The organism is Paraburkholderia sp., assembly GCF_035948235.1.
GTDB lineage: Bacteria > Pseudomonadota > Gammaproteobacteria > Burkholderiales > Burkholderiaceae > Paraburkholderia.
The window spans coordinates 21,886-44,684 of sequence record NZ_DASZJJ010000223.1; the positions used below are offsets into that span (position 1 = coordinate 21,886).

A 22,799-nucleotide genomic window follows, 5' to 3' on the forward strand; every position below is an offset into this window, starting at 1 on the left:
GGTTTTTAAGGCCTGGATCAGTCGATAGCCTTGTCGTTCGGGCTCTTGTAGAGCGCCTTCATGTCGTCGCTTTCCGGAAAGTTCAGGTTGAGACCCTTCGGCGGAATCGGCGATTCGAACCACTTCTTGTAGATCGCGTCGGCTTCGCCCGAGGTTTCGACCTTGGCGATCGCGTCGTCGGCGACCTTCTTGAACTCGGGGTCGTTCTTGCGCAGCATGCAGCCGTACGCTTCACGCGATTGCGCCGTGCCGACGATCACGAAATCGCCCGGATTGTTCGACTTGGCGCGCTCGCCCGCGAGCAGCGCGTCGTCCATCATGAATGCCACCGCGCGGCCCGTGGAGAGCGTCATGAACGACTCGCCATGATCCTTCGCGCTGATGATGTTCATGCCCAGGTTCTTGTCCTGGTTCATCTTGCGCAGCAGACGCTCCGACGTGGTGCCCGCCGTCGTCACGACGGTCTTGCCCTTGAGGTCGGCGAAATCCTTGATGCCCGAATCTTTCTTCGTCATCAGGCGCGTGCCGATCACGAAAATCGTGTTCGTGAAGGCCGCTTGCTGCTGACGCTCGGCGTTATTCGTGGTCGAGCCGCATTCGATGTCGATCGTGCCGTTCTGCACCAGCGGAATGCGGTTCTGCGACGTGATCGGCACCATCTTGACCTTGAGGTTAGGCATATTCAGCTTAACCTTGACCGTCTCGACGATTTTCATCGCGAAGTCCTGCGAGTAGCCGATCACATTCTGCTTGTCGTCGTAGTACGAAAACGGAATCGACGATTCGCGGTGACCCAGCGAAATGACACCGGTGTCCTTGATCTTTTTGAGCGTCCCCGAGTCCTGCGCGTGTGCACCGACGGCGACCAGTCCGAGGGTGGCGAGAACGAGCGCGGCCTTTTTGAATTTCATCTGTGATCTCCTTCTTGGCATGGATCGGGGCCAGTGTAGCAAAGTAATTTTATTGAAAGAATAAAGGCCGACCCTGGCGTTGCAAGGACGCACAAGGCGCGTTAAAGCATGCTTGCGTGGCGCATGAAAGTACCCTTTCTGAAGCCTTTTTCACACGTTTTTCACAGTACAAATGCAAAACGGGCGGCCCCTTGTGGGGACCGCCCGTCAGCCGCCGGAGATAGCCGGCGGCGCAATTTTTACCGCTTCGCGATGACGCGACGCGCAATTGGCGCGCCGCTATCGATCAGGGGTACAGACCGCGCATTTCGCGCGCCATCAGGATGCGCTTACATGCGACGATAAACGCTGCGGTACGCATCGACACGCCCTGCTCGCTCGACACTTGCCAGACCGCCGTGAACGCTTCGCGCATGACGCGTTCGAGACGTTCGTTAATTTCGCCTTCGGTCCAGAAGAAGCTCGAGAAGTCCTGCACCCACTCGAAGTACGAAACGGTCACGCCACCCGCGTTCGCCACCACGTCCGGAATCACGAGAATGCCCTTGTCGTGCAGGATGTCGTCGGCCGCCGTGGTGGTCGGGCCGTTCGCGCCTTCCACGATGATCTTCGTGCGGATCTTGCCCGCGTTGTGTTCCGTGATCTGGTTTTCCAGCGCGGCCGGAATCAGGATGTCGGTTTCGATGGTCCAGAATTCGTCGTTGCCGAGCATGTCGGCACCAGCGAAGCCTGCCACGCCGCCCGTCTTCGCAACGTGCTCGAGCAGCGCGTCAGCGTCGATACCGGTCGACTTGTAGAGCGAACCCGTGTGGTCCTGCACCGCGACAAGCTTCGAGCCGGCTTCCTGGAACAGACGCGCAGCGATGCCGCCGACGTTACCGAAACCCTGCACGGCGATACGTGCGCCTTCGATCGACAGACCCTTGCGACGCGCCGCTTCGCAGCCGACCACGAACACGCCGCGGCCCGTAGCTTCGCGACGGCCGAGCGAGCCGCCCAGCGAGATCGGCTTGCCGGTCACGACGCCGGTGGACGTCTGGCCCTGGTTCATGGAGTACGTGTCCATCATCCATGCCATGATCTGCTCGTTCGTGTTGACGTCCGGCGCAGGAATGTCGGTGTTCGGTCCGATGATGATGCCGATTTCGCTGGTGTAACGGCGTGTCAGGCGCTCAAGCTCACCACGCGAAAGCGTGCGCGGATCGACGCGGATACCGCCCTTCGCACCGCCGTACGGCACGTTCACAGCAGCGTTCTTCACCGACATCCACGCGGACAGCGCCATCACTTCGGACAACGTAACGTCCTGGTGATAACGCACGCCGCCCTTGCCGGGACCGCGCGACACGTTGTGTTGCACGCGATAGCCTTCGAAGTGAGCAACGGTGCCGTTATCGAGTTCGATCGGGCAATCGACAATCAGAATGCGCTTCGGACGCTTGAGCGTCTCGAGCCAGCGCGACAGCGAGCCGAGATACGGCGCGACGCGATCCACCTGACGGAGATAGTTGCCCCACGGGCCGAGCGCGTCGGCGTGAAGGTAGGAAGGAACCGAAGACACTGCAGACTGCGATTGGGAAGACATGAACGCTCCAAGCGATCGAACAAGTGGGTGCAATTGTCAGAAAACGCCTTCACGAACGCCAATGCCGTTTGTTCATCACGTTATGCTTTTCATGCATAACGTTCGATAAATCGAAAGAACGTGTCGCGGGAAGCCAGGAGTGGCGGGCCTGAGCGGGTTCGCGCGGTCTGCGGCAACACGCCGCAATGATTGTTACGGGGCGCGCAAAACAGCAGTGCGCCAATGAAAACGGGCATGGCGGCTTTCGCCACCATGCCCGTTCTCGCAGCAGGGTCGTCTCGATGCGGTGTTCTCGCGCATCTACCCGCGCGCGATTTCCTGGCTCACGGCGTCCCAGAGTGCGCGCACCAGCGCTTCGCGAGCGTCGTCGCCCTGCGAAGCGAGCTTGTCGCGGTAGAGGCGAATTTCCATGTCGAGCGTGAACTGGCCTTCGGGCGCGCCGCGCGTGCCGCGATCAAGCCGGATCAGCTTGCCTTGCGCGACGGCTTCTTCCACGGCACTGTGCGGCAGGAACGCGATGCCATGGCCAGCCTGCGTCATCGCCTTGAGGCCTTCGGCCATGTCGGTTTCGTAGACGCGGTCCAGATAGAGCCGCGTCGGCGCATTGGCGACGATCACCTCGGTCATGCGGCCAAGATAGGCGTTGGGCGTGTAGGAGAGATAGGGCGTGGGCGCGTCGGGCGTGCCCGGCAGCGTGTAGCGGGCACGGCCGGCGCGCTGCGGCGCCGAATACGGGCTGATCGATTCGATGCCGAGCGTGAGCGTGTCGTAGCGCGCCGGATCGAGCGTCACCGGATGGCTCGGATGGTGGTAGCCCATCACCAGATCGCAGCCGCCTTCCACCAGCGACAGCACGGCATCGTGCACATTTAGCGCGCGCAAACGCGTATGGATGCGGCCGAGTTGCGCCTCGATGCGCTGCAGCCAGCGCGGGAAATACGTGAGCGAAAGCGTGTGCGGCACCGCAAATTCAATCGTCGCGGCGGGCGTGGCCGTGTGGCCGCGCAACACCGTGCGCGCTTCGTGGAACTGCGACAGCATCGCCAGCGCCTGCTCGTAGAACACCTGGCCCGCCGACGTCAGGCGCGTGGGATAAACCGAACGATCGATCAGTTCAGTGCCGAGCCACGCTTCGAGCGCCTGGATGCGGCGCGAGAACGCCGGCTGGGTGACGTGGCGCATCTCAGCGGAGCGGCTGAAACTATGCGTTTCCGCGAGCGAAACGAAGTCTTCGAGCCATTTGAGTTCCATGCGGTATCAGGGAGCAGATGAGAAGTCCGCATTCTAGGCCCGCGCGCCCCAGCCTGACACAGCGACAGCGCAATTCTGACGGGCAGCGCACCATCGGCGCGTTCTGGCCGCTTAACTTGCCCTTTAACTCGCCGATTGCATTGCCGGTTCGTTCGACGTTTCGCTCAGCGCCTGTTGCAGCGCCGCCAGCACGCCGCTCCAGTCGCCAAGCGTGGTCTGCCGGAACACTCGCGCCGACGGATACCAGGCCGAATCCTCGCGCCCCATGCCCCAGCGCCAGTCGGGCTGCGCGGCCAGCAACACCCAGACCGGTTTGCCCAGCGCGCCCGCGAGATGCGCGACCGAGGTATCGACGGTGATGACCAGATCGAGGTTCTCGATCAGCGCAGCCGTGGCGGCGAAATCGTGCAGTTCGTCGCCGATTGCATGCAGCGGCCAACGGCCCGCTATATCGGCGAGTTGGCTCGCGCCTGGGCCCTTCTGGATCGCGAACCAGGCGTTGCCTTCGAGCGCGGCGAGCGGCAGCAAGGTCGTGAGCGGCACCGAGCGGAACGCATCGAAGTGATGGCGCGGATTGCCGGCCCACACGAGGCCGATGCGCCGCTTCGCGCCGGGTGAAAGCACTGCCAGCCGCTCGCGCCAGCTCGCCGTCTGTGCCGCCGCGGCGTGCATATAGGGCGTCGCGGCGTAGATCGGCTGGCCCGGGAATTTGAGCGGCAGGCTCATCACATCGCACCAGTAGTCGTAATTGGCGGCGATGGCCTCGTCACTGGGCGGAGCATCGAGCACGCGCCCGACACCCGGCACCGTCGCGACGAGCGAGGCCAGTTCCGGCGCGACCCATGCATCGACGCGCGCACCCATGGCGGCTGCGAGGCCCGCGTAGCGCACGAACTGGATCTGGTCGCCCACGCCCTGCTCGCGTGCGATCAGGAGACGCTTGCCCGCCAGCGGCTCGCCTTGCCATTCGGCGCAGGGCAGCTTGCGATAATTGCCCTTGGCGAGCGACGTGGTCTTGCGGTTCTCGAACAGCGGCCAACCCTGGTCGTACTCGCCGCGCCGCAGCAGCAACATGCCGATCTGGAACTGTGACTCGGGCAGACCGGGGTTGAGTTCGAGCGCGCGCCGGTAGTGAATTTCCGCTTCGTCGTAACGCGCGAGCGCCGTGAAAGCGAACGCGAGATTGTTCACCGCGCCCGCCGCGTCGGGCTGGAGCGCCGCCGCGCGCTGATAGAGGGGAATGGCCTCCTCATAGCGATGGACCGCGTCGTACACGTAGCCCAGTTCGAAATGGGCGCTCGCGTTGTCGGGTTCGCGCGCCACCACGCGCTCAAAGCAAGCCGCCGCTTCGACGTGTTCCTTCGCCGCGCGCAGGAGCCTGCCGAGATGCATGAGCGTCGAGGTGTCGTCCGCGCCGAGCGCACGCGCCTCGCGATACTGCGCGATGGCCTCATCGGTCAACTGAGACTTTTCGAGCGCGCGCCCCAGATTGAAGGCGAAATGCGCCGACTGCGGCTCCAGTTCGCGCGCGCGCCGATAGTGCTGCTGCGCGCCCGCAAGGTCCGCAAGGTCCGCAAGCTCCATCAAGGCGTTCGCGAGATTGTTGTGGGCGTTGGCGAAATCGGGCGCCTGCTCGATCGCTTTGCGCTGGAACGCCGCCGCGCCGGACTGGTCGTTCAGCCGCGCGGCCACGACGCCGCGGTTGCTCAGGCATTCGGCGTCGTGAGGCGCGAGCGCCAGCGCGCGGTCCATGAGCGACGCAGCCCCTGCAATATCGCCGCGATCCATCGCAAGCACGCCCAGGTAGTGCTGCGCCGCGGCGCAGTTGGGATCGTGCGCGAGCGCGCGCTCGTATTGCATCTGCGCGGCGTCGCGGCGGCCCGCGCGATGTTCGGCGAGACCGGCTTCGACCAGCACGGAGGGATCGAATGCAGCTGCGGAAGGGGAAGAAGCGGAGTCGTGGTTCATGCGGGTCGCCTGGCAGGAGGCAGCCAACGCTGCCGACCTTCCCACGGTATCGCCGTCGCTCACCAAAGTCTGTCAGATCAGTCCGAAAACCGCGCCATCCCCGGCCCTACACGAACCACAGTGCGCCGCCCGGATTGCCGCCCGGGCGCTGTCAGCGTGGTGATAAAATACCAGGCTCCCTCCGGTTCCTTTCTGATCGTAACGTCAGCCGTTACGTCCCCATCATGTCCGACACTCGTCCCGATACCCTCTTCGCGCTCAACGCGCTCTCCCCGCTCGACGGTCGCTATGCGTCGAAAACCGAAGCCCTGCGCGAATGGCTCTCGGAAGCCGCCTTCATGCGCAACCGCGTGACCGTGGAAATCCACTGGCTGATCGCGCTGTCGCAAGCCGGCTTCGCGGAAGTGCCGCGTTTCTCGGAAGCGTCGGAGCAGTTCCTGCTCAAGCTCGCCGAGAACTTCACGGCGCACGACGCCGCGCGCATCAAGGACATCGAGCGCGTGACGAACCATGACGTGAAGGCGGTCGAATACTGGCTCAAGGAATCGGTGAAGGGCCAGCCGGAACTGGAGCGCGCGAGCGAATTCATCCACTTCGCCTGCACCTCGGAAGACATCAACAACACCTCGCACGGCCTGATGATTGCCGGTGCGCGCGAACACGTGATCCTGCCGGCGCTGCGCTCGGTGTACGAGCGTCTCGTCAAGCTCGCGCACACGCATGCCGATCAGCCGATGCTCTCGCGCACGCACGGCCAGCCCGCCAGCCCGACGACGCTCGGCAAGGAAATCGCCAACGTCGCGGCGCGTCTGGCGCGTGCGATCCAGCGCATCGAGAAGGTCGAACTGCTCGGCAAGATGAACGGCGCGGTCGGCAACTTCAACGCGCATCTGTCGGCGTATCCGGAATTCGACTGGGAAGCGTTCTCGAAGGAAGTCGTCGAACAGCGTCTGAAGCTCACCTTCAACCCGTACACGATCCAGATCGAGCCGCACGACTACATGGCCGAACTGTTCGACGCCATCGCGCGCGCGAACACGATCCTGCTCGACCTCGACCGCGACGTGTGGGGCTACATCTCGCTCGGCTACTTCAAGCAGAAGACCAAGGCTGGCGAAATCGGCTCGTCGACCATGCCGCACAAGGTCAACCCGATCGACTTCGAAAACTCGGAAGGCAATCTCGGTCTGGCCAACGCGACGCTACGCCACCTCGCCGACAAGCTGCCGGTTTCGCGCTGGCAGCGCGACCTGACCGACTCGACGGTGCTGCGCAATATCGGCGTCGCGCTCGGTTATTCGCTGCTTTCGTACGACGCGCTGATCCGCGGTCTGGACAAGCTCGAAGTGAACCCGCAGCGCCTGAACGAAGACCTCGACGCGACATGGGAAGTGCTGGCCGAGCCGGTGCAGACCGTCATGCGCCGCTTCGGCATCGAAAACCCGTACGAGCAGTTGAAGGAACTCACGCGCGGCAAGGGCATCACGCGCGAAGCGCTGCAGACGTTCGTGAGCGGTCTGGCGATTCCTGAAGACGCGAAGCAGCGTCTGATGGAAATGACGCCGGCGTCGTACACCGGCAAGGCTGCAGAGCTGGCAAAGCGCATCGCTTAAGCGTTCGCGTTTTTACTGCGCCGCATGAAAAAGGCGCGCCGTTCCAGGTGAACGGCGCGCCTTTTGTGTTTCTGCGGCAAGCGAAAAGCGTCGGCTGGATCAGCCTGCGCGGCGCGCTTCCAGTTGCTTGAGCACATCGTCGACGATCTGCTCGGGCGTGAGCTCGATGCTCACGATGATCGCTTCATCCGTGCCCGGCGCTTCGAGCGTGTCGAGCTGGCTTTGCAGCAGCGACGGATCGAAGAAGTGACCCGTGCGCGCACCAAGGCGCTCGTGCAGCACTTCGAACGAGCCCTTCAGATAGACGAAGCACACGTCGTGGTCGCCGCCGCGCAGGATGTCGCGGTACGAGCGCTTGAGCGACGAGCACGTGAACACGGCCGTCTCGTGCGCGTGCTGCTTTTCTTCGATCGCCACGCGGATCGTGCGCAGCCAGGGCCAGCGGTCGTCGTCGGTGAGGGGAATACCGTCGTGCATCTTCTTCTTGTTGGCTTCGCTGTGGAAAGCGTCGCCATCGGTGAAGGTGCACTTGAGGCGCTCGGCCAGCATTTCGCCGATGCGCGTCTTGCCGGCGCCCGACACGCCCATTGCAATCAGAATCATCTCTACTGCTCCTCATTCAGCGGCGCGCGGCGCCAATGCCCCGCTCCGCTTCACGCAAAATTACCTGTTACACCACTGCCGAGAGCGCGAACGTCAGTCCGAGGCCCAGCAGCGAAATGATGGTCTCCAGCAGCGACCAGGTCTTGAACGTCTGACCCACGGTCATGCCGAAATATTCCTTGATCAGCCAGAAGCCGCCGTCGTTGACGTGCGAGAAGATCAGCGAGCCCGAACCCGTGGCCAGCACGAGCAGTTCGGGCTTGACCGTCACACCCGCAGCCGTGGCGATCGGCGCGACGATGCCGCAAGCCGTCGTCATCGCCACCGTCGCCGAACCCGTCGCCAGACGAATCAGCGCGGCCACCAGCCAACCCAGCAGCAACGGGGACAGATGGGCCGTCTGCGCGAGATCGACGATCTGCTTCGACACGCCGCTGTCCATCAGCACGCGGCCAAAGCCGCCGCCTGCACCGACGATCAGCGTAATGCCCGCGATCGGCGCGAGACAGTCGCCGCAGAACTTCTGGATCTGCTCGCGGTTGAAGCCGCGCGACGCACCGAAGGTCCAGAAGCTTACCAGCACCGCAATCAGCAGCGCGACATCCGAAGTACCGATGAAGTGCAACAGACTGTTCGGCAGCGTCTTGGGCGTAAAGACCAGATCGGCCCACGAGCCGATCAACATCAGGATCACGGGCAGCAGGATCGTGAAGAGCGTGACGCCGAAGCTCGGCAGCTCGCTATCGGGCTTCGGGTCGGCCTTGCTCACGAATTGCGCGGCGAGCGGATTGTTCTCCGGCAGCTTGATGTGTCGGTGAATAAAGAGCGCGAACAGCGGACCGGCAACAATCGCCGTCGGAATGCCGACGATCAGACCATAGGCGATGGTCCGGCCGATATCGGCGTGATATGCCTGCACGGCCAGCAGCGCGGCCGGGTGCGGCGGAATCAGACCATGCACCACCGACAGACCCGCGACCATCGGCAGGCCGATCAGCAGCAGCGACTTGCCGGTACGTTTGGCGACGTTGAAGGCGATCGGAATCAGCAGCACGAAGCCCACTTCGAAGAACACCGGCAAGCCGACGATCACGGCAACGCACATCATCGCCCAGTGAATGTTCTTCTCGCCGAACCAGCGGATCAGCGTGGTGGCGATGCGCTCGGCACCGCCGGATTCGGCCATCATCTTGCCGAGCATCGTGCCCAGACCCACCACGATCGCGATGTGGCCGAGCGTATTACCGTTGCCGGTCTCGAACGACTTGACGATCTGATCCATCGGCATGCCGCTGGCAAGACCGAGCAGCAGAGACACGATGATCAGGACGAGAAACGGATAAACCTTCAGGCGCGTGATCATAAAGATCAGCGCAGCAATCGCGACGAGCGCGTAAATCAGCAGCGAACTGCCGTGGGCCACTCCCATGAGGCTCCTCTCCAGGTAGTTGTTCATTCCCTTCCGCGGCCACGCGGCGACGCTCATTGCGCTCCGGGCGGAAGGGGTCGGCCGTCGCCGGGCCGAGATTGTAGAGGTTATAACGGCTTTCGCGGTTGTCTGCGCGAAAGACGAGCGAGCCGCGCAAGCCGTACGCCCGATGGGCGAGGCCTGCGCGGCTCGTATTGAGTATCGGCGCTAAAGCACTGATCTGGCGCGCTAAATTCGGGGCGCGAACATCTTCTGAATCAGTTCACCGTGCGCGATGCTTAACGCACCGGACGCGACAGTTCGCTAGCGGCGCGCGCGAGGCGCGTCACTTCGGCCCAATCCTGGTTGGCGAGCGCGGCCTTCGGCGTGAGCCACGAACCGCCCACGCACACCACGTTCGGCAGCGCGAGGAAGTTGGTTGCGGTTTCGGCGCTGATGCCGCCCGTCGGGCAGAACTTGAGCGTCGGGAACGGACCGTGGAACGCCTGCAGCATGTTCAGACCGCCGGCCGGAACCGCCGGGAAGAACTTGACGATCTCGTAGCCGAGTTCCATCGCAACGATGATGTCGGTCGGCGTCATCACGCCCGGCAGCAGCGGCAGACCGGCGTCGAGCGAAGCCTGATGGATCTCGCGCGTCAGACCCGGCGAAACGCCGAACTGGGCGCCGGCCTTCTTTGCCAGCGCGCAGTGCTCGGGCTTCGTGATCGTGCCCACGCCAACGACGATATCCGGTGCGATCTGCGCAGCGCGCTCGATCGCTTCGAGACCCGCCGCCGTGCGCAGCGTGATTTCCAGCACCTTGACGCCACCCGCGTGCAGCGCGCGCGAAACGTGCTCACCCTGTTCGGACGTTTCGAATGCCAGCACCGGAATCACCGGGCCGAGGCGGACAATGTCGGCCACCGTGTTTGTTGCCATGTTCAGGCTCCTTGATGATGAATTCAGTTCGTCGCGTGGGCTGCGGCAGGAATCGATGCGGCATGAGCAGGCGTCTCGCCGACCAGCGGGCCAAACACCGTCGCACCCAGTTCCGCCGGTGCCGCCGCGGCGCGGAACACGCCGAACAGCTCACGGCCGAAGCCCACTTCGTTGCTTTCCTGATGCGCGGGCAGCGCGACCGGGCGCGCGTCCCAATCGGCATCGTCCACTTCGACGTCGAGCACACCGGCGACCGCATCGATCACGATCGTATCGCCATCGCGCACCTTGCCGATCGGACCGTGCAGCAGCGTTTCCGGCGAGACGTGGATCACGGCGGGCACCTTGCCCGACGCGCCCGACATGCGACCGTCGGTCACGAGCGCCACATGGAAGCCCTTGTCCTGCAGCACGCCAAGCAGCGGCGTGAGACGGTGCAGCTCCGGCATGCCGTTGGCGCGCGCGCCCTGGAAGCGCACGACGGCGACGAAATCGCGTTCGAGCTCGCCGCGATCAAAAGCTTCCTGCACGGCTTCCTGCGAATCGAACACGATTGCCGGCGCGCGCACGGTGCGATGATTGGGCGCGACCGCCGAAATCTTGATGACGCCACGGCCCAGACGCCCCTGCATCAGACGCAGACCGCCGTCCGGCTGGAACGGCTCGGGCAGCGGGCGCAGCACGGCGGTATCAGCGCTCTTCTCCACCGCCGGCACCCACGTGAGCTTGCCGTCGAGCAGCTTCGGTTCATGCGCGTAGTGGCGCAGGCCCTCGCCCGCCACGGTCTTGACGTCTTCGTGCAGCAAACCGCCATCGAGCAGTTCGCGCACGAGGAAGGCGATGCCGCCCGCCGCGTGGAAGTGGTTCACGTCGGCCTTGCCGTTCGGATAGACGCGCGCGAGCAGCGGCACCGACGCCGAGAGTTCGTCGAAATCGTTCCAGTCGATCAGGATGCCCGCCGCGCGGGCCATCGCCACCAGGTGCAGCGTGTGATTGGTCGAGCCGCCCGTCGCCATCAGCGCGACGATGCCGTTGATCACGGCCTTTTCGTCGACCACATGGCCGATCGGCGTGTAGTTGCCGCGCTCGACGGTCAGTTCGAGCACACGGCGCGCGGCGGCAGCCGTGAGTTCGTCGCGCAGCGGCGTATGCGGATGGATGAACGCCGAGCCCGGCAGATGCAGGCCCATGACTTCCATCAACATCTGGTTGCTATTGGCCGTGCCGTAGAACGTGCAGGTGCCGTGGCCGTGGTACGCAGCGGCCTCGGATTCGAGCAGCGCCTCGCGGCCGCACTGGCCGGTTGCGAACTGCTGGCGCACCTTGGCTTTGTCGTCGTTCGAAATGCCCGTGGTCATCGGACCGGCCGGCACGAAAATGGTCGGCAGATGGCCGAACTGCAGCGCGCCGATCAGGAGACCCGGCACAATCTTGTCGCACACGCCCAGGCACAGCGCCGCGTCGAACATATTGTGCGTGAGCGCGACCGCCGTGCTCATCGCGATCACTTCGCGCGAGAACAGCGACAGCTCCATGCCCGCATTGCCCTGCGTGATGCCATCGCACATCGCCGGCACGCCGCCCGCAAACTGCGCGACGCCGCCGCCTTCGCGAGCGGCCTTCTTGATGATCTCGGGAAAATCCTTGTAGGGCGCGTGCGCCGAGAGCATCTCGTTATAGGACGAGACGATGCCGATGTTCGGTTCGCGGATCGCCTTGATGGCGAACTTGTCGCGCCCTTCGAGACCGGCGAAACCGTGCGCGAGATTGGCGCAGGAGAGCGCGCCACGCGCCGGGAAACGGTCCTGAGCCGCAGCGATGCGCGCGAGATAAGCCTCGCGGGTCGGCTTGCTGCGCTCGATCACGCGCTGCGTGACCTTCATCAATTGCGAATGCGGGGAAACCATCGAATCTCCTTCCTTTTTATCTCGCGGGGACGCTCGGGGACACATCACGCGGTCCAGGCAGCGATGGCGCGATGTTAGTAGAAAAACTACACGCTAGCAATCCCGGTTTTGCCCTGGTGCGGTATGCGGCATTTACTTCAAAAGCCTTTATACAAGGCGCCACAACGAAACTGCGCGCAAACTCCAATTGCGTTGCGAAAGCGATTCTTGTAGTTTTTGTACATCGACATCGATCCGCTATAGTCCTCCGATCTTTCAGCATAGTGCGAGTTTCCTGATGCTGCTGTCCCAGGTGAAAGCCATTCGCGAGCAATTGCGCCCATCCGAGCGCAAACTCGCCGATTACATTCTCGAAGCGCCGCGCGAACTGCTCGACCTTTCGATGACCGAAGTCGCGCAACGCGCAGGCGTGAGCCAGCCGACCATTGCGCGCTTCTGCCACGCGCTCGGGTTCTCGGGCTTTCGCGAATTCAAGATCCGACTCGCCCAGGCTGTGGCCGGCGACCTGCCCACCGGACTGCCCGCCGTCTATCGCGATGTGCGCCCCGACGAACCCGTGCCGGGCGTGGCGGCCAAAGTGCTAGATCGCACCATCGGCGCGCTGATTCAGGTGCGCAATAATCTCTCCACGGATGCGCTGGGCGCCGCCATCGCCCTGCTCGCGCGCGCCTCGCGCATCGAGTTTTATGGCGCGGGCGGCTCGGGCATCGCCGCGCAGGACATGCAGCACAAGTTCTTTCGCCTGGGCATGCCAAGCGTCGCTTACTCCGACCCGCACACTTTCTTGATGTCGGCGGCACTGCTCGGACCGGGCGACGTAGTGGTGGCCATCTCGAATACCGGGCGCACGCGCGACGTGGTGGACGCGGCGCGCACCGCGCTTGATCGCGGTGCCAAGGTCATCGCAATTACGCACGGCACCTCGCCGCTCGCACGCCTTGCGAGCGTGGGCCTGCACGCCAATGTCGACGAAGACACCGATGTCTTTTCGCCGATGACCTCACGCACCTCGCATCTTGCTATCGGCGACATCCTGGCCGTGGGCGTTGCGCTACAACGCGGGCCAGAACTGGCCGAAAAACTCGCCGACGCCAAGGACATCATCGCGCGGCGCAGGCTCGATCCCAACGGTTGAAGCGCAGCGCGCAATCTGCGCGGCCAACAAAAAAGCGGACACCCCTAAGGGAGTCCGCTTTTGCGCTCGAGCCGAAAGGCCGAGCGAATACCGAAGAAGATCTGGCGGAAGCGGTCAGACTGCACCGCTTCCTGCCGTCAGGCGCTTACCACTGGTAGGACATACCACCGCCCCACGTAGCGCCACCGCTCGTGCTGTAACCGGCACCCATCTTGACCTTCAGGTTCTGGGTCACACGTGCCGACACACCCAACGCCGTGGCCTGGTAGCCCTGGAAGTTGGCGGTACCGACACCCACCGCGATGGTCTTGCCCTGATCGACATCCGGGATCATGGTGAGCGCAGTAGCTGCCGCAACGCCGCTGTAGGCATTACGCGCCACCGAGTTCATGCCAGTCTGGAGCGAGTTCAAACCGCTCTGGAGCTGACCCATGTTCGCCGCATCGGTCGGGTTGACGCCGTTCGCCACATTGGTAATGCGACGTTCGTTGCCTTCCGAGCCCACGGACACGGTGTTGTCCTCGCTTGCGACCGAGTTTGCACCCAGCGCGACCGAGTTGTTGCCCGTGGCCTGCGCCTTGTCGCCGATCGCCGTCGAGTTCGTACCCGAAGCAATTGCACCACCGCGATGGCATTCACACCCGATGCTATAGCCCTCATGCCAATAGCATTCGAGTTATTGCCTGTAGCGAGTGCGCCATATCCAAGAGCAGTAGACTGGACGGCCGACGCAGTCGAGGACGTGCCCAACGCGAAAGCCCCATTCCCGAAGGCCGACGAGCCAGAACCGACCGCTACAGCACCCGTACCCATCGAGAGAGCCTGTGCGCCAATAGCAACGCCTGCGCCGACTGTCGAAGTCGCCGCCTGCCCAATCGCCACATTCCCGGTAAGAGGCGTGGCATACGCAGCGTCGCTGCCGTCGGCCGGCCCGGCAACCTGAATCCAGGGATTTGACGTACTCGAATCACCGACGGCGCCCGTCGCGCCCAATAGTGCAGGTTTGCTGCTGGCAACCAGTTGATTGTTCACGGCCTTGAGGGCCGTCTGTGTGCTGGTTTCCAGATTGTTCACTGCCGACAGCATGTTCGTCGACGTTTGACTCAACTGGGCTACAGTCGCCGCGTCGCTCGGATCGATGCCAGTGGCTACGTTAGTGATTCGACGAGTGAGATTTTGCGACGAGTCGCCAACAGAGATGATGTTAGGCGTGTTCGCAACTGAACCAAGACCGATCGCAACTGAACCCAAGGAAGTGGATTTTGCGGCGACACCCGAACCGTAACCGCCAATATACGGGTTACCCGCGGCCACCGCATTCTGCATCTGCGACACGTTGACCGCGTCGGTGGGCGCCACGCCATTGGCGATGTTCGACAGGACAACCGGAGCATGGCCAGCACCAGCGCCGCCCAGCGTGACCGAATTCTTCGACGTGCCGTCATACGCCACAAACGCATTCGTGACGTTGCCCGATGCATCCGTGTTCGCACCCAACGCGTACAGCTGCGAGCCGTTCACTGCGTCAGCGCTCGCGGCCGTCAGACCACCATTGGCCACGTTCGTCAGCGTGACCGGTGCATGGCCCGAGCCACCCAGCGTCACCTTGTTTAGCGACGAGGTGTCATACTTCACTACGTTGCCTGAAGACGTACCAGTAGCGCTGTTCAACGCAGCAAGGGCTGAGCCGACATCGCTGTACGTGCCGCCGCCCACCGCGTAGGACGGAGCTACAATCGAGCCGTTAGTGCTCACCGTAGCGCCTGCACCCAGCGCCTTCGTCACGCCCTTGAGTTGCGAAACGTTCACAGCGTCATTGTCGTTTTGGCCTGCGGCCATGTTCACGACGCGGCGCGTATTGGCCTGAGCCGCGGTACCGTCGCTACCCACCGACACCGTATTCGCCAGGTTCGCCACGGATCCAGAGCCCAGAGCAACCGAATTCGATGTCGTAGCCTTCGCCTTTAGGCCAATCGCCACAGCACTGGCAACAGATGCGACCGCGCTTCCCCCAAAAGCGATCGAATCGTCGCCAATCGCCGTACTGGAGTAGCCGATTGCCGAGCTACCGGCGCCGGTCGCCGAGGCATAGACACCGCTCGCCACGCTATCCTCGCCGGTCGCCAGGGCGTGAAAGCCCGTTGCCGTCGAATAGACAGCGCCCGCCGTCGCACTACTGCCCAATGCAGTTGCCTGCGTGAATGCAAAAGCGCTCGAACCGACGGCAGCCCCATATCCGTCACTTGCTTTTGACTGGAAGCCAATCGCAACGGTACCCTGCCCGTTGGCGGTTGCACCGTTGCCTAACGCCGTCGCGCCGTCGTTCCATGAGTAGTAATTCGAGCCACCGCGGCTCGCGTACGCGCCGTCGCCCACTGCGGTGTCCAGATTGGAGACGACTGCGCTGGCGCCCGTGCCTGCCTGGTAGGCGTGGGCCTGCGCGGCTGCGCCGAGTGCTGCGATAGCAAATGCAATCGACTTTGCGGCCCTGCCCGAATCCCACGACAGGCCCTTGGCGGTTTCAGCGCCCATATGGGCCGCCGTCGTGGCGCCAAACGCGTCGGCCACTATCAGGCGTGCGCTGCGACTCTTCTTGCCGCATGCTGTCGCATTTTCCTGCACCGCTACCCATGTCCCCGTGGACTCGTTCCAGACTGATCTGTATGTCTTGTTCATGCTTTAGCTTTGCCCTGATTAAAGACGAGTGACGAAACACTTATCGAGGCGGCGTCATTAGGCCGCCCGCGTCAACAAACGCAATCGAATTAACCAATCAATCTTGAGATAAATCTGTCGGAATTAAATTGGCCAATATGCGACGACACTCGGTACTCTATTAATCAGACCCCGCAAGCAACATAAGAGAACTCTTAAACAAAACTGCACTCACGAGCACTGTTTGCGGTAGCGCGGGCGAGACATTGCGGCCATCAGGCCAGACGCATGGCAACCCTCTTAATTTACAAAAATTCAATTGAGAACATTAAATAAATAGCTCCAACAAGCGATTCAGCCAGTCATAAGATTACAAAATAAATTCCACAAAATTACTTTCAAAAAGAAAAATCCTACGAATAAAATCAATTAACCCTACAATTAGCCTGATAATTTATATTTTTCATCCAATTTATGAGGGATATCTTTAACTCCATTCACGCATATTTTTCGACCTTCACACCTCCGATTTCATTGAAAATCCAGACTGACGGTGTTGTTCTAAAGCAACGCTAACCCTCCCGCTGTTTTGAGATTTTTCCTATACCGTCAGGGAAGTCAGCCAAATAGAATTTCATTGTCGGGAAACGCTGACACAGGGGCTGACTCTCCACGCCCCAAGGCCGTAACGCACATCCTCGCGCAGCGCACCTGTCCTTCGCGCTGGCGCCACTCTCATCGCGCCCCATCCGTTTCCTTGCCGCCAGGCGCTCTGCCTCCACTGTCACACCAAGGAAACTTGATGAACCGTCTATTGATCCTCGCCGTCGCCAGCCTGCTCGCGACTTCCGTTCTGGCTGCGTCAAAGCCCGCCTCGACCAGCGTTATTTCCGAAAGCCTTCAAGTCGAGCTGCTGGAACACCAGTGGACCCAGGCAGCCGCAAGCGGCGACCGCCCGGTGCTCAACGATTTACTGGACGATAAGTTCTTCGAAGTATTTCCAGGCGACGTACGACGCAGCAAGCGCGATCTGCTGGCCGCCGCCGCGCTGCCGCCCGGCGGCTCGCAGGTCCTGGAGGACGTGCACGTCCAGGTCCTCGACAACGTCGCCGTGGTCACGGGCATCAACCGCTATACGCCCGCGACGGGCTACAAGGCGATCGACTACCGCTTCACCGATGTATTTGTGAAACGTGAGGATGGATGGCGCGTGGCCGCTGCCCGTATGCTTCGCAAGGAAGCGGGCAGCGTGCGGGCCTGAGCGGCCCGGCGCGAAGAAAAATCAGGCGGGGATCAGAAAGGCTTGATGACGGCCAGCGCGACGGCGGCCAGCATGCCCAGCACGGGCAGCTCGTTGAACATGCGATACCACTTGTCGGAGCGGCGATTTTCGCCGCGTTCGAAGGTCTTCAAAAGACGTCCGCAATACGCGTGGTAGCCGATCAGCAGCACGACCACGCCCACCTTCGCATGAATCCATCCCTGGCCGCGCCCTATGCCCACCACGAGCCACAGCCACAGCCCGCATAACAGCGCGGGCACCGCGATCATCGTCATGAAGCGATAAAGCTTGCGCGCCATGATGAGCAGACGCTTCGTTGCCGCGGGCTCGGTTTCCATCGCGAGATTGACGAAGATTCGCGGCAGATAGAACAGACCCGCGAACCACGAAGCGATCAGCACGATGTGAAACGTCTTGACCCAGAGCATCGACATATTTTTCTTCTTCGATTGTTAAGCGAAGCGGCGGCGCAGAACGCGCCGCCAGCAGGACTTACTCCCGGCCCTCACCGTGGCCGAGCACCACGTACTTGAGCGAGGTCAGGCCTTCGAGTCCGACCGGGCCGCGTGCGTGCAGCTTGTCGTTCGAGATGCCGATTTCAGCGCCAAGGCCGAATTCGAAGCCGTCCGCAAAGCGCGTCGAGGCGTTGACCATCACGCTCGCGGAATCCACTTCGCGCAGGAAGCGCATCGCGCGGTCGTGGTCTTCGGTGACGATGGCGTCGGTGTGGTGCGAGCCGTAGTGGTTGATGTGCTCGACGGCCTGTTCGAGGTTGTCCACCAGCTTGATCGCCAGCACGGGCGCGAGGTATTCGGTACGCCAGTCTTCTTCGGTCGCATCGACGAGCGGACCGACGCCCGCATCCGCGAGAATCGAGCGCGCCGCGGCGTCCACGCGCAGTTCCACTTCCTTGTCGCGATAGAGTCGGCCCAACGGCGGCAGCACGTCATGCGCGATGCCGCGCGCGACCAGCAGCGTTTCCATCGTGTTGCAGGTGCCGTAGCGGTGCGTCTTGGCGTTGTCGCAAACGGTCAGCGCCTTGGCCAGATCCGCGCGATCGTCCACATACACGTGACAGATGCCGTCCAGGTGCTTGATCATCGGTACACGCGCTTCGTTGATCAGGCGCTCGATCAGGCTCTTGCCGCCGCGCGGCACGATCACATCGACGAACTCCGTCATGGTGATGAGCTTGCCCACCGCCGCGCGATCGGCCGTCTCGACCACCTGCACGGCGTCCTGCGGCAGACCCGCCGCCGCCAGCCCTTCGCCAATCAGCTTGGCCAGCGCCGTATTGCATTCGAGCGCTTCGGAGCCGCCGCGCAGGATCGTCGCATTGCCCGACTTCAGGCACAGCGCTGCCGCGTCGATGGTCACGTTCGGGCGCGACTCGTAGATGATGCCGATCACGCCGAGCGGCACGCGCATCTGGCCCACCTGGATGCCGCTCGGGCGGAACTTGAGGTTGCTGATCTCGCCGATCGGATCGGCCAGTGCCGCGACCTGGCGCAGCCCTTCCACCATGGTCTTGAGCGCCTTGTCCGAGAGCGTGAGGCGGTCGATGAACGCCGCGTCGTGGCCCTTTTCCTTCGCGCGCGCGAGATCGCGGGCGTTGGCATCTTTCAGCTGCTGCGTTTCGCGTTCGATGGCCTGCGCAACCGCTTCGAGCGCGGCGTTCTTCGAAGCCGTCGTGGCCCGGGCCATCGCGCGCGAAGCCTTGCGGGCGCGGCGGCCGAGGTCGGTCATGTACTGTTCGATATCCATGGTCTCTGTCGTGATGCGGCGTGCCCGGCTCAGGGCTTGGTCAGCCCGGCGAGGCGGTTCGGTTCAGGTTAGGTCGATTTTAAGGCCGGCGCGCGGGCTTTGCTGGGCGTGGCCTCGCGCGTGCGCGCTTGAACGGAAGCAGGAGTCGGCATCTCAGCCCGGCGAGCGTGAAGCTAGCCTGGCCTGCGTCCCGGCCCTGCGGTGCGCGGTCGGGCTGCGGCCGCCGCGGCTGCAGCCGCCGCTGGGCCAACTGGGGCGCCTGGCTGGGCACGGCCCGGCGCGCCGCCAGCGCGTACGCCCGCACCCGAGCCAGCATCGCGCGGCTCCGCCACCGTCATGGCGAGTTCGAACAGGCCGTCCCAGGCGTCGGGCGGCAACGCATTGCGCCAGTCGCCGCGCGCCTGCCCCGACAACCCCTTGACCTGCCGATCAAGACGCGCCGCCAGCGCGAGTCCACGCTCGAGCGTCGCTTCGCTCAGACGCGAAAGCGCCGGGCCAATCAGGCGCTCACGCGGACCCCAGACGCGGTTCTCACGCAGCAACACGGCAAGCGGCTTGCCGGCCGCAACGCCGCGCTTGATGCGCAGCAATGTGCGGACTTCTTCGACGACGGCCCACAGCACCAGCACGGCGGCTTCGCCCTCGCCTTCCAGCCCGTCGAGCATGCGCGTGAGGCGCCCGACATCGCCGGTCAGCATGGCTTCGTTGAGCTTGAACACGTCGTAACGCGCCACGTTGAGCACGGCGTCGTGAATCTGCTCGAAGCTCAGCACGCCTTGCGGATACAGCAGGCCGAGCTTCTGGATTTCCTGGTGCGCGGCGAGCAGATTGCCCTCCACGCGCTCCGCGACGAACTGCAGCGCGCGCCGTCCATCCTCGCCCGGCGCGACGCGCTGACCCTGCTGCGCGAGGCGCTGACCGATCCAGTTCGGCAGCGCGGCGCGCTCGACCGGATCGATCTTGATCGCCGCGCCGCTATCCGAGAGCGCCGTGAACCACGCCGACTTCTGCGTGGCCGCGTCCAGGCGCGGCAGCGTGATGAGCGTGAGCACATCAGGATTCGCCGAGGCTTTGGCCGATGCCGCGAGCGTCTTCAACGCGTCCGCGCCTTCCTTGCCGGGCTTGCCGGACGGAATGCGCAATTCCACCAGTTGGCGGTCGCCGAACAGCGACATCGACTGGCTCGCGCCCAGCAGCGCGCTCCAGTCGAAACCGCGCTCGACGGTGAAGACCGAGCGGTCGGTGAAACCAGCGGCGCGCGCGCTCGCACGAATGCGGTCGCACGCTTCCTGGGCGAGCAGATGCTCGTCGCCGTAGACGACGTACAGGCCGGCCATCCCGCGGGCGAGATGCGGCTCGAGTGCGTCCAGTCGCAGTTGCATGGCGTGCGCTTTAGAGAAAACTTAGAAGAAAACCGCGCCGCGCATTACAGCGGCGGCGGCGGCAGCGGCGCACGCGGCGCGACGCCTGGCACCACCTGATCCGGATTCGGATGCAGCGTCTTCAGGATGCCGAGGCGGCGCGTGAGCTGATCCACCGCGTCGTTCTGCATGTCGGCGAACAACAGGTTGGCTTCGTTCACCTTCGCCGTGGAGTACTGGTCGCTATACGTCATCGCGCGATTGAGCCCGATCGTGCTCGGCTGGATCAGCGGCGAACCGTCTGCCGCCGACAGCGCGTAGTTCAGCGAATAGTTGACCTGGTATTCCTCGACCTCGCCCAGCGAGCTTAGCGTGAGCGTGCTGAAGCCGCGCGATTCGGACACGTGCAGCACGGCGTCGGCGTTCGAGGTGGATTCCACCACCACTGAATCGCTGCCGCCTTCGATCATGCGCGTCAGGCGCGCGGCCACGGGCGCCGGTGCGCCAACGATGGCGAGGCGCTTGAACGCGTAGTTCTGCTCCCCGCGCAGCTGGAAGCCGCACGCCGAAAGCATCAGCGCGCTGCCCGCCAGTAACAGAAACGATCTGCGAATCACATGGACTCCCTGGTTCGCGACAGATTCGGAACGGCGGCGCGGCGCAGAACCGGAGTTCCACGCCGCGCCGCCCGTACAACACATCGGATATTGATCGACGCGATCAAACCACCACGTTCACGAGGCGGCCCGGCACGACGATGATCTTCTTCGGCTCGCGGCCTTCCGCGAACTTGACGACCATCTCGTGCGCCAGTGCGGCCGCTTCGATCACGTCCTTCGGTGCATCCTTGGCGACCGTCACGGCGCCGCGCACCTTGCCGTTCACCTGCAGCACGAGTTCGATTTCAGCCTGTTCCAGCGCCTTTTCGTCGACCTTCGGCCACGGCGCGTCGAGCAGCGTGCCGAATTCGTCGGCGTAACCGAGTTCCTTCCACAGCTCGAACGTCAGGTGCGGCACGACCGGATACAGCACGCGCAGCAGCACGCCGAAGGTTTCGCGCTTGACGCCCGCGCCCGCTTCCTTCGCGCCGTCGATCGCGTTGAGCATCTTCATCGCCGCCGACACAACCGTGTTGTACTGCAGACGCTGATAGTCGAAGTCGGCCTGCTTGAGCACGCCATAGACTTCGCGGCGCAGCGTCTTTTCGACGTCCGTGACCGTGGCGGCGTCGAACGAGGCACGCGACTTGATCGCTTCGCCGTTCGCGTAGCCGAACGACCAGACGCGGCGCAGGAAGCGGCTCGCGCCTTCCACGCCCGCGCCCGACCATTCGAGCTGCTGCTCGGGCGGTGCGGCGAACATCGTGAACAGACGCGCGGTGTCCGCACCGTACAGGTCGATCAGCACCTGCGGATCGACACCGTTGTTCTTCGACTTCGACATCTTCTCGACGCCGCCGAGCACCACCGGCTGGCCATCGCTGTTGAGCGTGGCGCCGACCGGGCGGCCCTTGTCGTCGTGCGAAACGGTCACGTCGGCCGGGTTGTACCAGGTCTTCTTGCCCGACGGGTCTTCACGGTAGAAGGTCTCGTTGAGCACCATGCCCTGCGTGAGCAGGTTCTTTGCCGGCTCGCCGAACTTCACAAGGCCCAGATCGCGCGAGACCTTGGCCCAGAAACGCGAGTACAGCAGGTGAAGAATCGCGTGTTCGATGCCGCCGATGTACTGGTCCATCGGCATCCAGTAGTCGGTGCGCTCGTCGACCATGTTGACTGCGTCCGGCGCCGCGTAGCGGTAGAAGTACCACGACGAGTCGACGAAGGTGTCCATCGTGTCGGTTTCGCGCTTTGCATCGGCGCCGCACGTCGGGCACTTGCAGTTCAGGAACGCTTCCGACTTCGCGAGCGGGTTGCCCGTACCGTCCGGCACGAGGTCTTCCGGCAGCACGACCGGCAGATCCTTTTCCGGCACCGGCACGTCGCCGCAGCTCGGGCAGTGGATGATCGGGATCGGCGTGCCCCAGTAGCGCTGGCGCGAGATGCCCCAGTCGCGCAGACGCCAGGTGACCTGCTTGTCGCCGAGGCCAAGTGCGTTCAGATCGGCGGCGATCGCATCGACGGCCTGTTCGTACTTCATCCCGTCGTACTTGCCGCTGTTGACCAGCGTGCCGCCTTCCTTGTCGCCGTACCATTCCTGCCAGGCTTCGGTCGAAAATTCCTTGCCTTGGAGCGCCACCACCTGCTTGATCGGCAGACCATATTTCTTCACGAACGCGAAGTCGCGCTCGTCATGCGCCGGCACGCCCATCACCGCACCTTCGCCGTAGCTCATCAGCACGTAGTTGCCGATCCATACTTCGACCTGTTCGTGCGTCAGCGGATGCGTGACATGGAAGCCGGTTGCCATGCCCTTCTT

At 63.4% G+C, this 22,799-nt stretch carries 17 protein-coding genes and 2 pseudogenes; 3 read left to right on the plus strand and 16 right to left on the minus strand.

Annotation, left to right across the window (positions count from 1 at the left end; translation table 11 throughout):
* Nucleotides 1–17: 17 nt before the first annotated feature.
* From VG320_RS19350 to VG320_RS19365, 4 genes are all read right to left on the minus strand, one after another.
* Nucleotides 18–911, minus strand: a complete 894-nt coding sequence (locus VG320_RS19350) for a glutamate/aspartate ABC transporter substrate-binding protein (protein ID WP_327201690.1) — start codon at nt 909–911, stop codon at nt 18–20.
* Nucleotides 912–1,197: 286 nt separating this feature from the next.
* Nucleotides 1,198–2,496 carry a Glu/Leu/Phe/Val dehydrogenase gene (locus tag VG320_RS19355; RefSeq protein WP_327201691.1) on the minus strand — a complete coding sequence of 433 codons (1,299 nt, stop codon included), beginning with the start codon at nt 2,494–2,496 and terminating at the stop codon, nt 1,198–1,200.
* Nucleotides 2,497–2,796: 300 nt separating this feature from the next.
* On the minus strand, nt 2,797–3,747 hold the full coding sequence (locus tag VG320_RS19360; RefSeq protein ID WP_327201692.1) for a LysR family transcriptional regulator: 951 nt from the start codon (nt 3,745–3,747) through the stop codon (nt 2,797–2,799).
* A 123-nt stretch (nt 3,748–3,870) separates the two neighbouring features.
* A complete protein-coding gene (locus VG320_RS19365; RefSeq protein ID WP_327201693.1) occupies nt 3,871–5,715 on the minus strand; it encodes a tetratricopeptide repeat protein in 1,845 nt (614 codons plus the stop codon).
* 224 nt (nt 5,716–5,939) lie between these two features.
* Between VG320_RS19365 and purB the strand changes: the two genes are divergently transcribed.
* Complete coding sequence (purB, locus tag VG320_RS19370) at nt 5,940–7,328, plus strand: adenylosuccinate lyase (protein ID WP_327201694.1); 1,389 nt, start codon at nt 5,940–5,942, stop codon at nt 7,326–7,328.
* 99 nt (nt 7,329–7,427) lie between these two features.
* Here purB and VG320_RS19375 read toward each other — a convergent pair whose 3' ends face one another.
* The 4 genes from VG320_RS19375 to edd form a co-directional block, all read right to left on the minus strand.
* Nucleotides 7,428–7,931: a gluconokinase gene (locus tag VG320_RS19375; protein ID WP_327201695.1), complete on the minus strand. Its 504-nt coding sequence runs from the start codon at nt 7,929–7,931 to the stop codon at nt 7,428–7,430.
* Nucleotides 7,932–7,998: 67 nt separating this feature from the next.
* Nucleotides 7,999–9,360, minus strand: a complete 1,362-nt coding sequence (locus VG320_RS19380) for a GntP family permease (RefSeq protein ID WP_327201696.1) — start codon at nt 9,358–9,360, stop codon at nt 7,999–8,001.
* Nucleotides 9,361–9,638: 278 nt separating this feature from the next.
* The gene (eda, locus tag VG320_RS19385) at nt 9,639–10,280 is read right to left on the minus strand and encodes a bifunctional 4-hydroxy-2-oxoglutarate aldolase/2-dehydro-3-deoxy-phosphogluconate aldolase (RefSeq protein WP_327201697.1); all 642 of its coding nucleotides are present in this window, start codon (nt 10,278–10,280) and stop codon (nt 9,639–9,641) included.
* Between the two features lie 23 nt (nt 10,281–10,303).
* The gene (gene edd / locus VG320_RS19390) at nt 10,304–12,187 is read right to left on the minus strand and encodes a phosphogluconate dehydratase (RefSeq protein WP_327201698.1); all 1,884 of its coding nucleotides are present in this window, start codon (nt 12,185–12,187) and stop codon (nt 10,304–10,306) included.
* Nucleotides 12,188–12,464: 277 nt separating this feature from the next.
* Between edd and VG320_RS19395 the strand changes: the two genes are divergently transcribed.
* The gene (locus VG320_RS19395) at nt 12,465–13,322 is read left to right on the plus strand and encodes a MurR/RpiR family transcriptional regulator (protein WP_327201699.1); all 858 of its coding nucleotides are present in this window, start codon (nt 12,465–12,467) and stop codon (nt 13,320–13,322) included.
* A 145-nt stretch (nt 13,323–13,467) separates the two neighbouring features.
* Here VG320_RS19395 and VG320_RS19400 read toward each other — a convergent pair whose 3' ends face one another.
* The 3 genes and pseudogenes from VG320_RS19400 to VG320_RS19405 all read right to left on the minus strand — a co-directional run.
* Nucleotides 13,468–13,755 carry a YadA C-terminal domain-containing protein gene (locus VG320_RS19400; protein WP_327201700.1) on the minus strand — a complete coding sequence of 96 codons (288 nt, stop codon included), beginning with the start codon at nt 13,753–13,755 and terminating at the stop codon, nt 13,468–13,470.
* 96 nt (nt 13,756–13,851) lie between these two features.
* Nucleotides 13,852–13,968 (minus strand): annotated as a pseudogene (locus VG320_RS31150) (left-handed beta-roll domain-containing protein); the annotation flags it as partial.
* 17 nt (nt 13,969–13,985) lie between these two features.
* Nucleotides 13,986–15,998, minus strand: a pseudogene (locus tag VG320_RS19405) (ESPR-type extended signal peptide-containing protein); the annotation flags it as partial.
* Between the two features lie 781 nt (nt 15,999–16,779).
* Here VG320_RS19405 and VG320_RS19410 point away from each other — a divergent pair.
* Nucleotides 16,780–17,238 carry a nuclear transport factor 2 family protein gene (locus VG320_RS19410; RefSeq protein WP_327201702.1) on the plus strand — a complete coding sequence of 153 codons (459 nt, stop codon included), beginning with the start codon at nt 16,780–16,782 and terminating at the stop codon, nt 17,236–17,238.
* 32 nt (nt 17,239–17,270) lie between these two features.
* Here the strand turns inward: VG320_RS19410 and VG320_RS19415 are convergent, their stop codons facing one another.
* From VG320_RS19415 to leuS, 5 genes are all read right to left on the minus strand, one after another.
* Nucleotides 17,271–17,693: a CopD family protein gene (locus VG320_RS19415; RefSeq protein WP_327201703.1), complete on the minus strand. Its 423-nt coding sequence runs from the start codon at nt 17,691–17,693 to the stop codon at nt 17,271–17,273.
* A gap of 58 nt (nt 17,694–17,751) precedes the next feature.
* Nucleotides 17,752–19,023, minus strand: coding sequence for a glutamate-5-semialdehyde dehydrogenase (locus tag VG320_RS19420; RefSeq protein ID WP_327201704.1), 1,272 nt, complete (start codon nt 19,021–19,023; stop codon nt 17,752–17,754).
* 173 nt (nt 19,024–19,196) lie between these two features.
* Entirely contained in the window at nt 19,197–20,405 is a 1,209-nt protein-coding gene (gene holA / locus VG320_RS19425; RefSeq protein WP_327201705.1) for a DNA polymerase III subunit delta, read from the minus strand.
* 44 nt (nt 20,406–20,449) lie between these two features.
* Nucleotides 20,450–21,001: an LPS assembly lipoprotein LptE gene (gene lptE, locus VG320_RS19430; RefSeq protein WP_327201706.1), complete on the minus strand. Its 552-nt coding sequence runs from the start codon at nt 20,999–21,001 to the stop codon at nt 20,450–20,452.
* Nucleotides 21,002–21,104: 103 nt separating this feature from the next.
* On the minus strand, nt 21,105–22,799 hold a 1,695-nt coding region (gene leuS, locus VG320_RS19435; RefSeq protein ID WP_327201707.1), incomplete at its 5' end, for a leucine--tRNA ligase.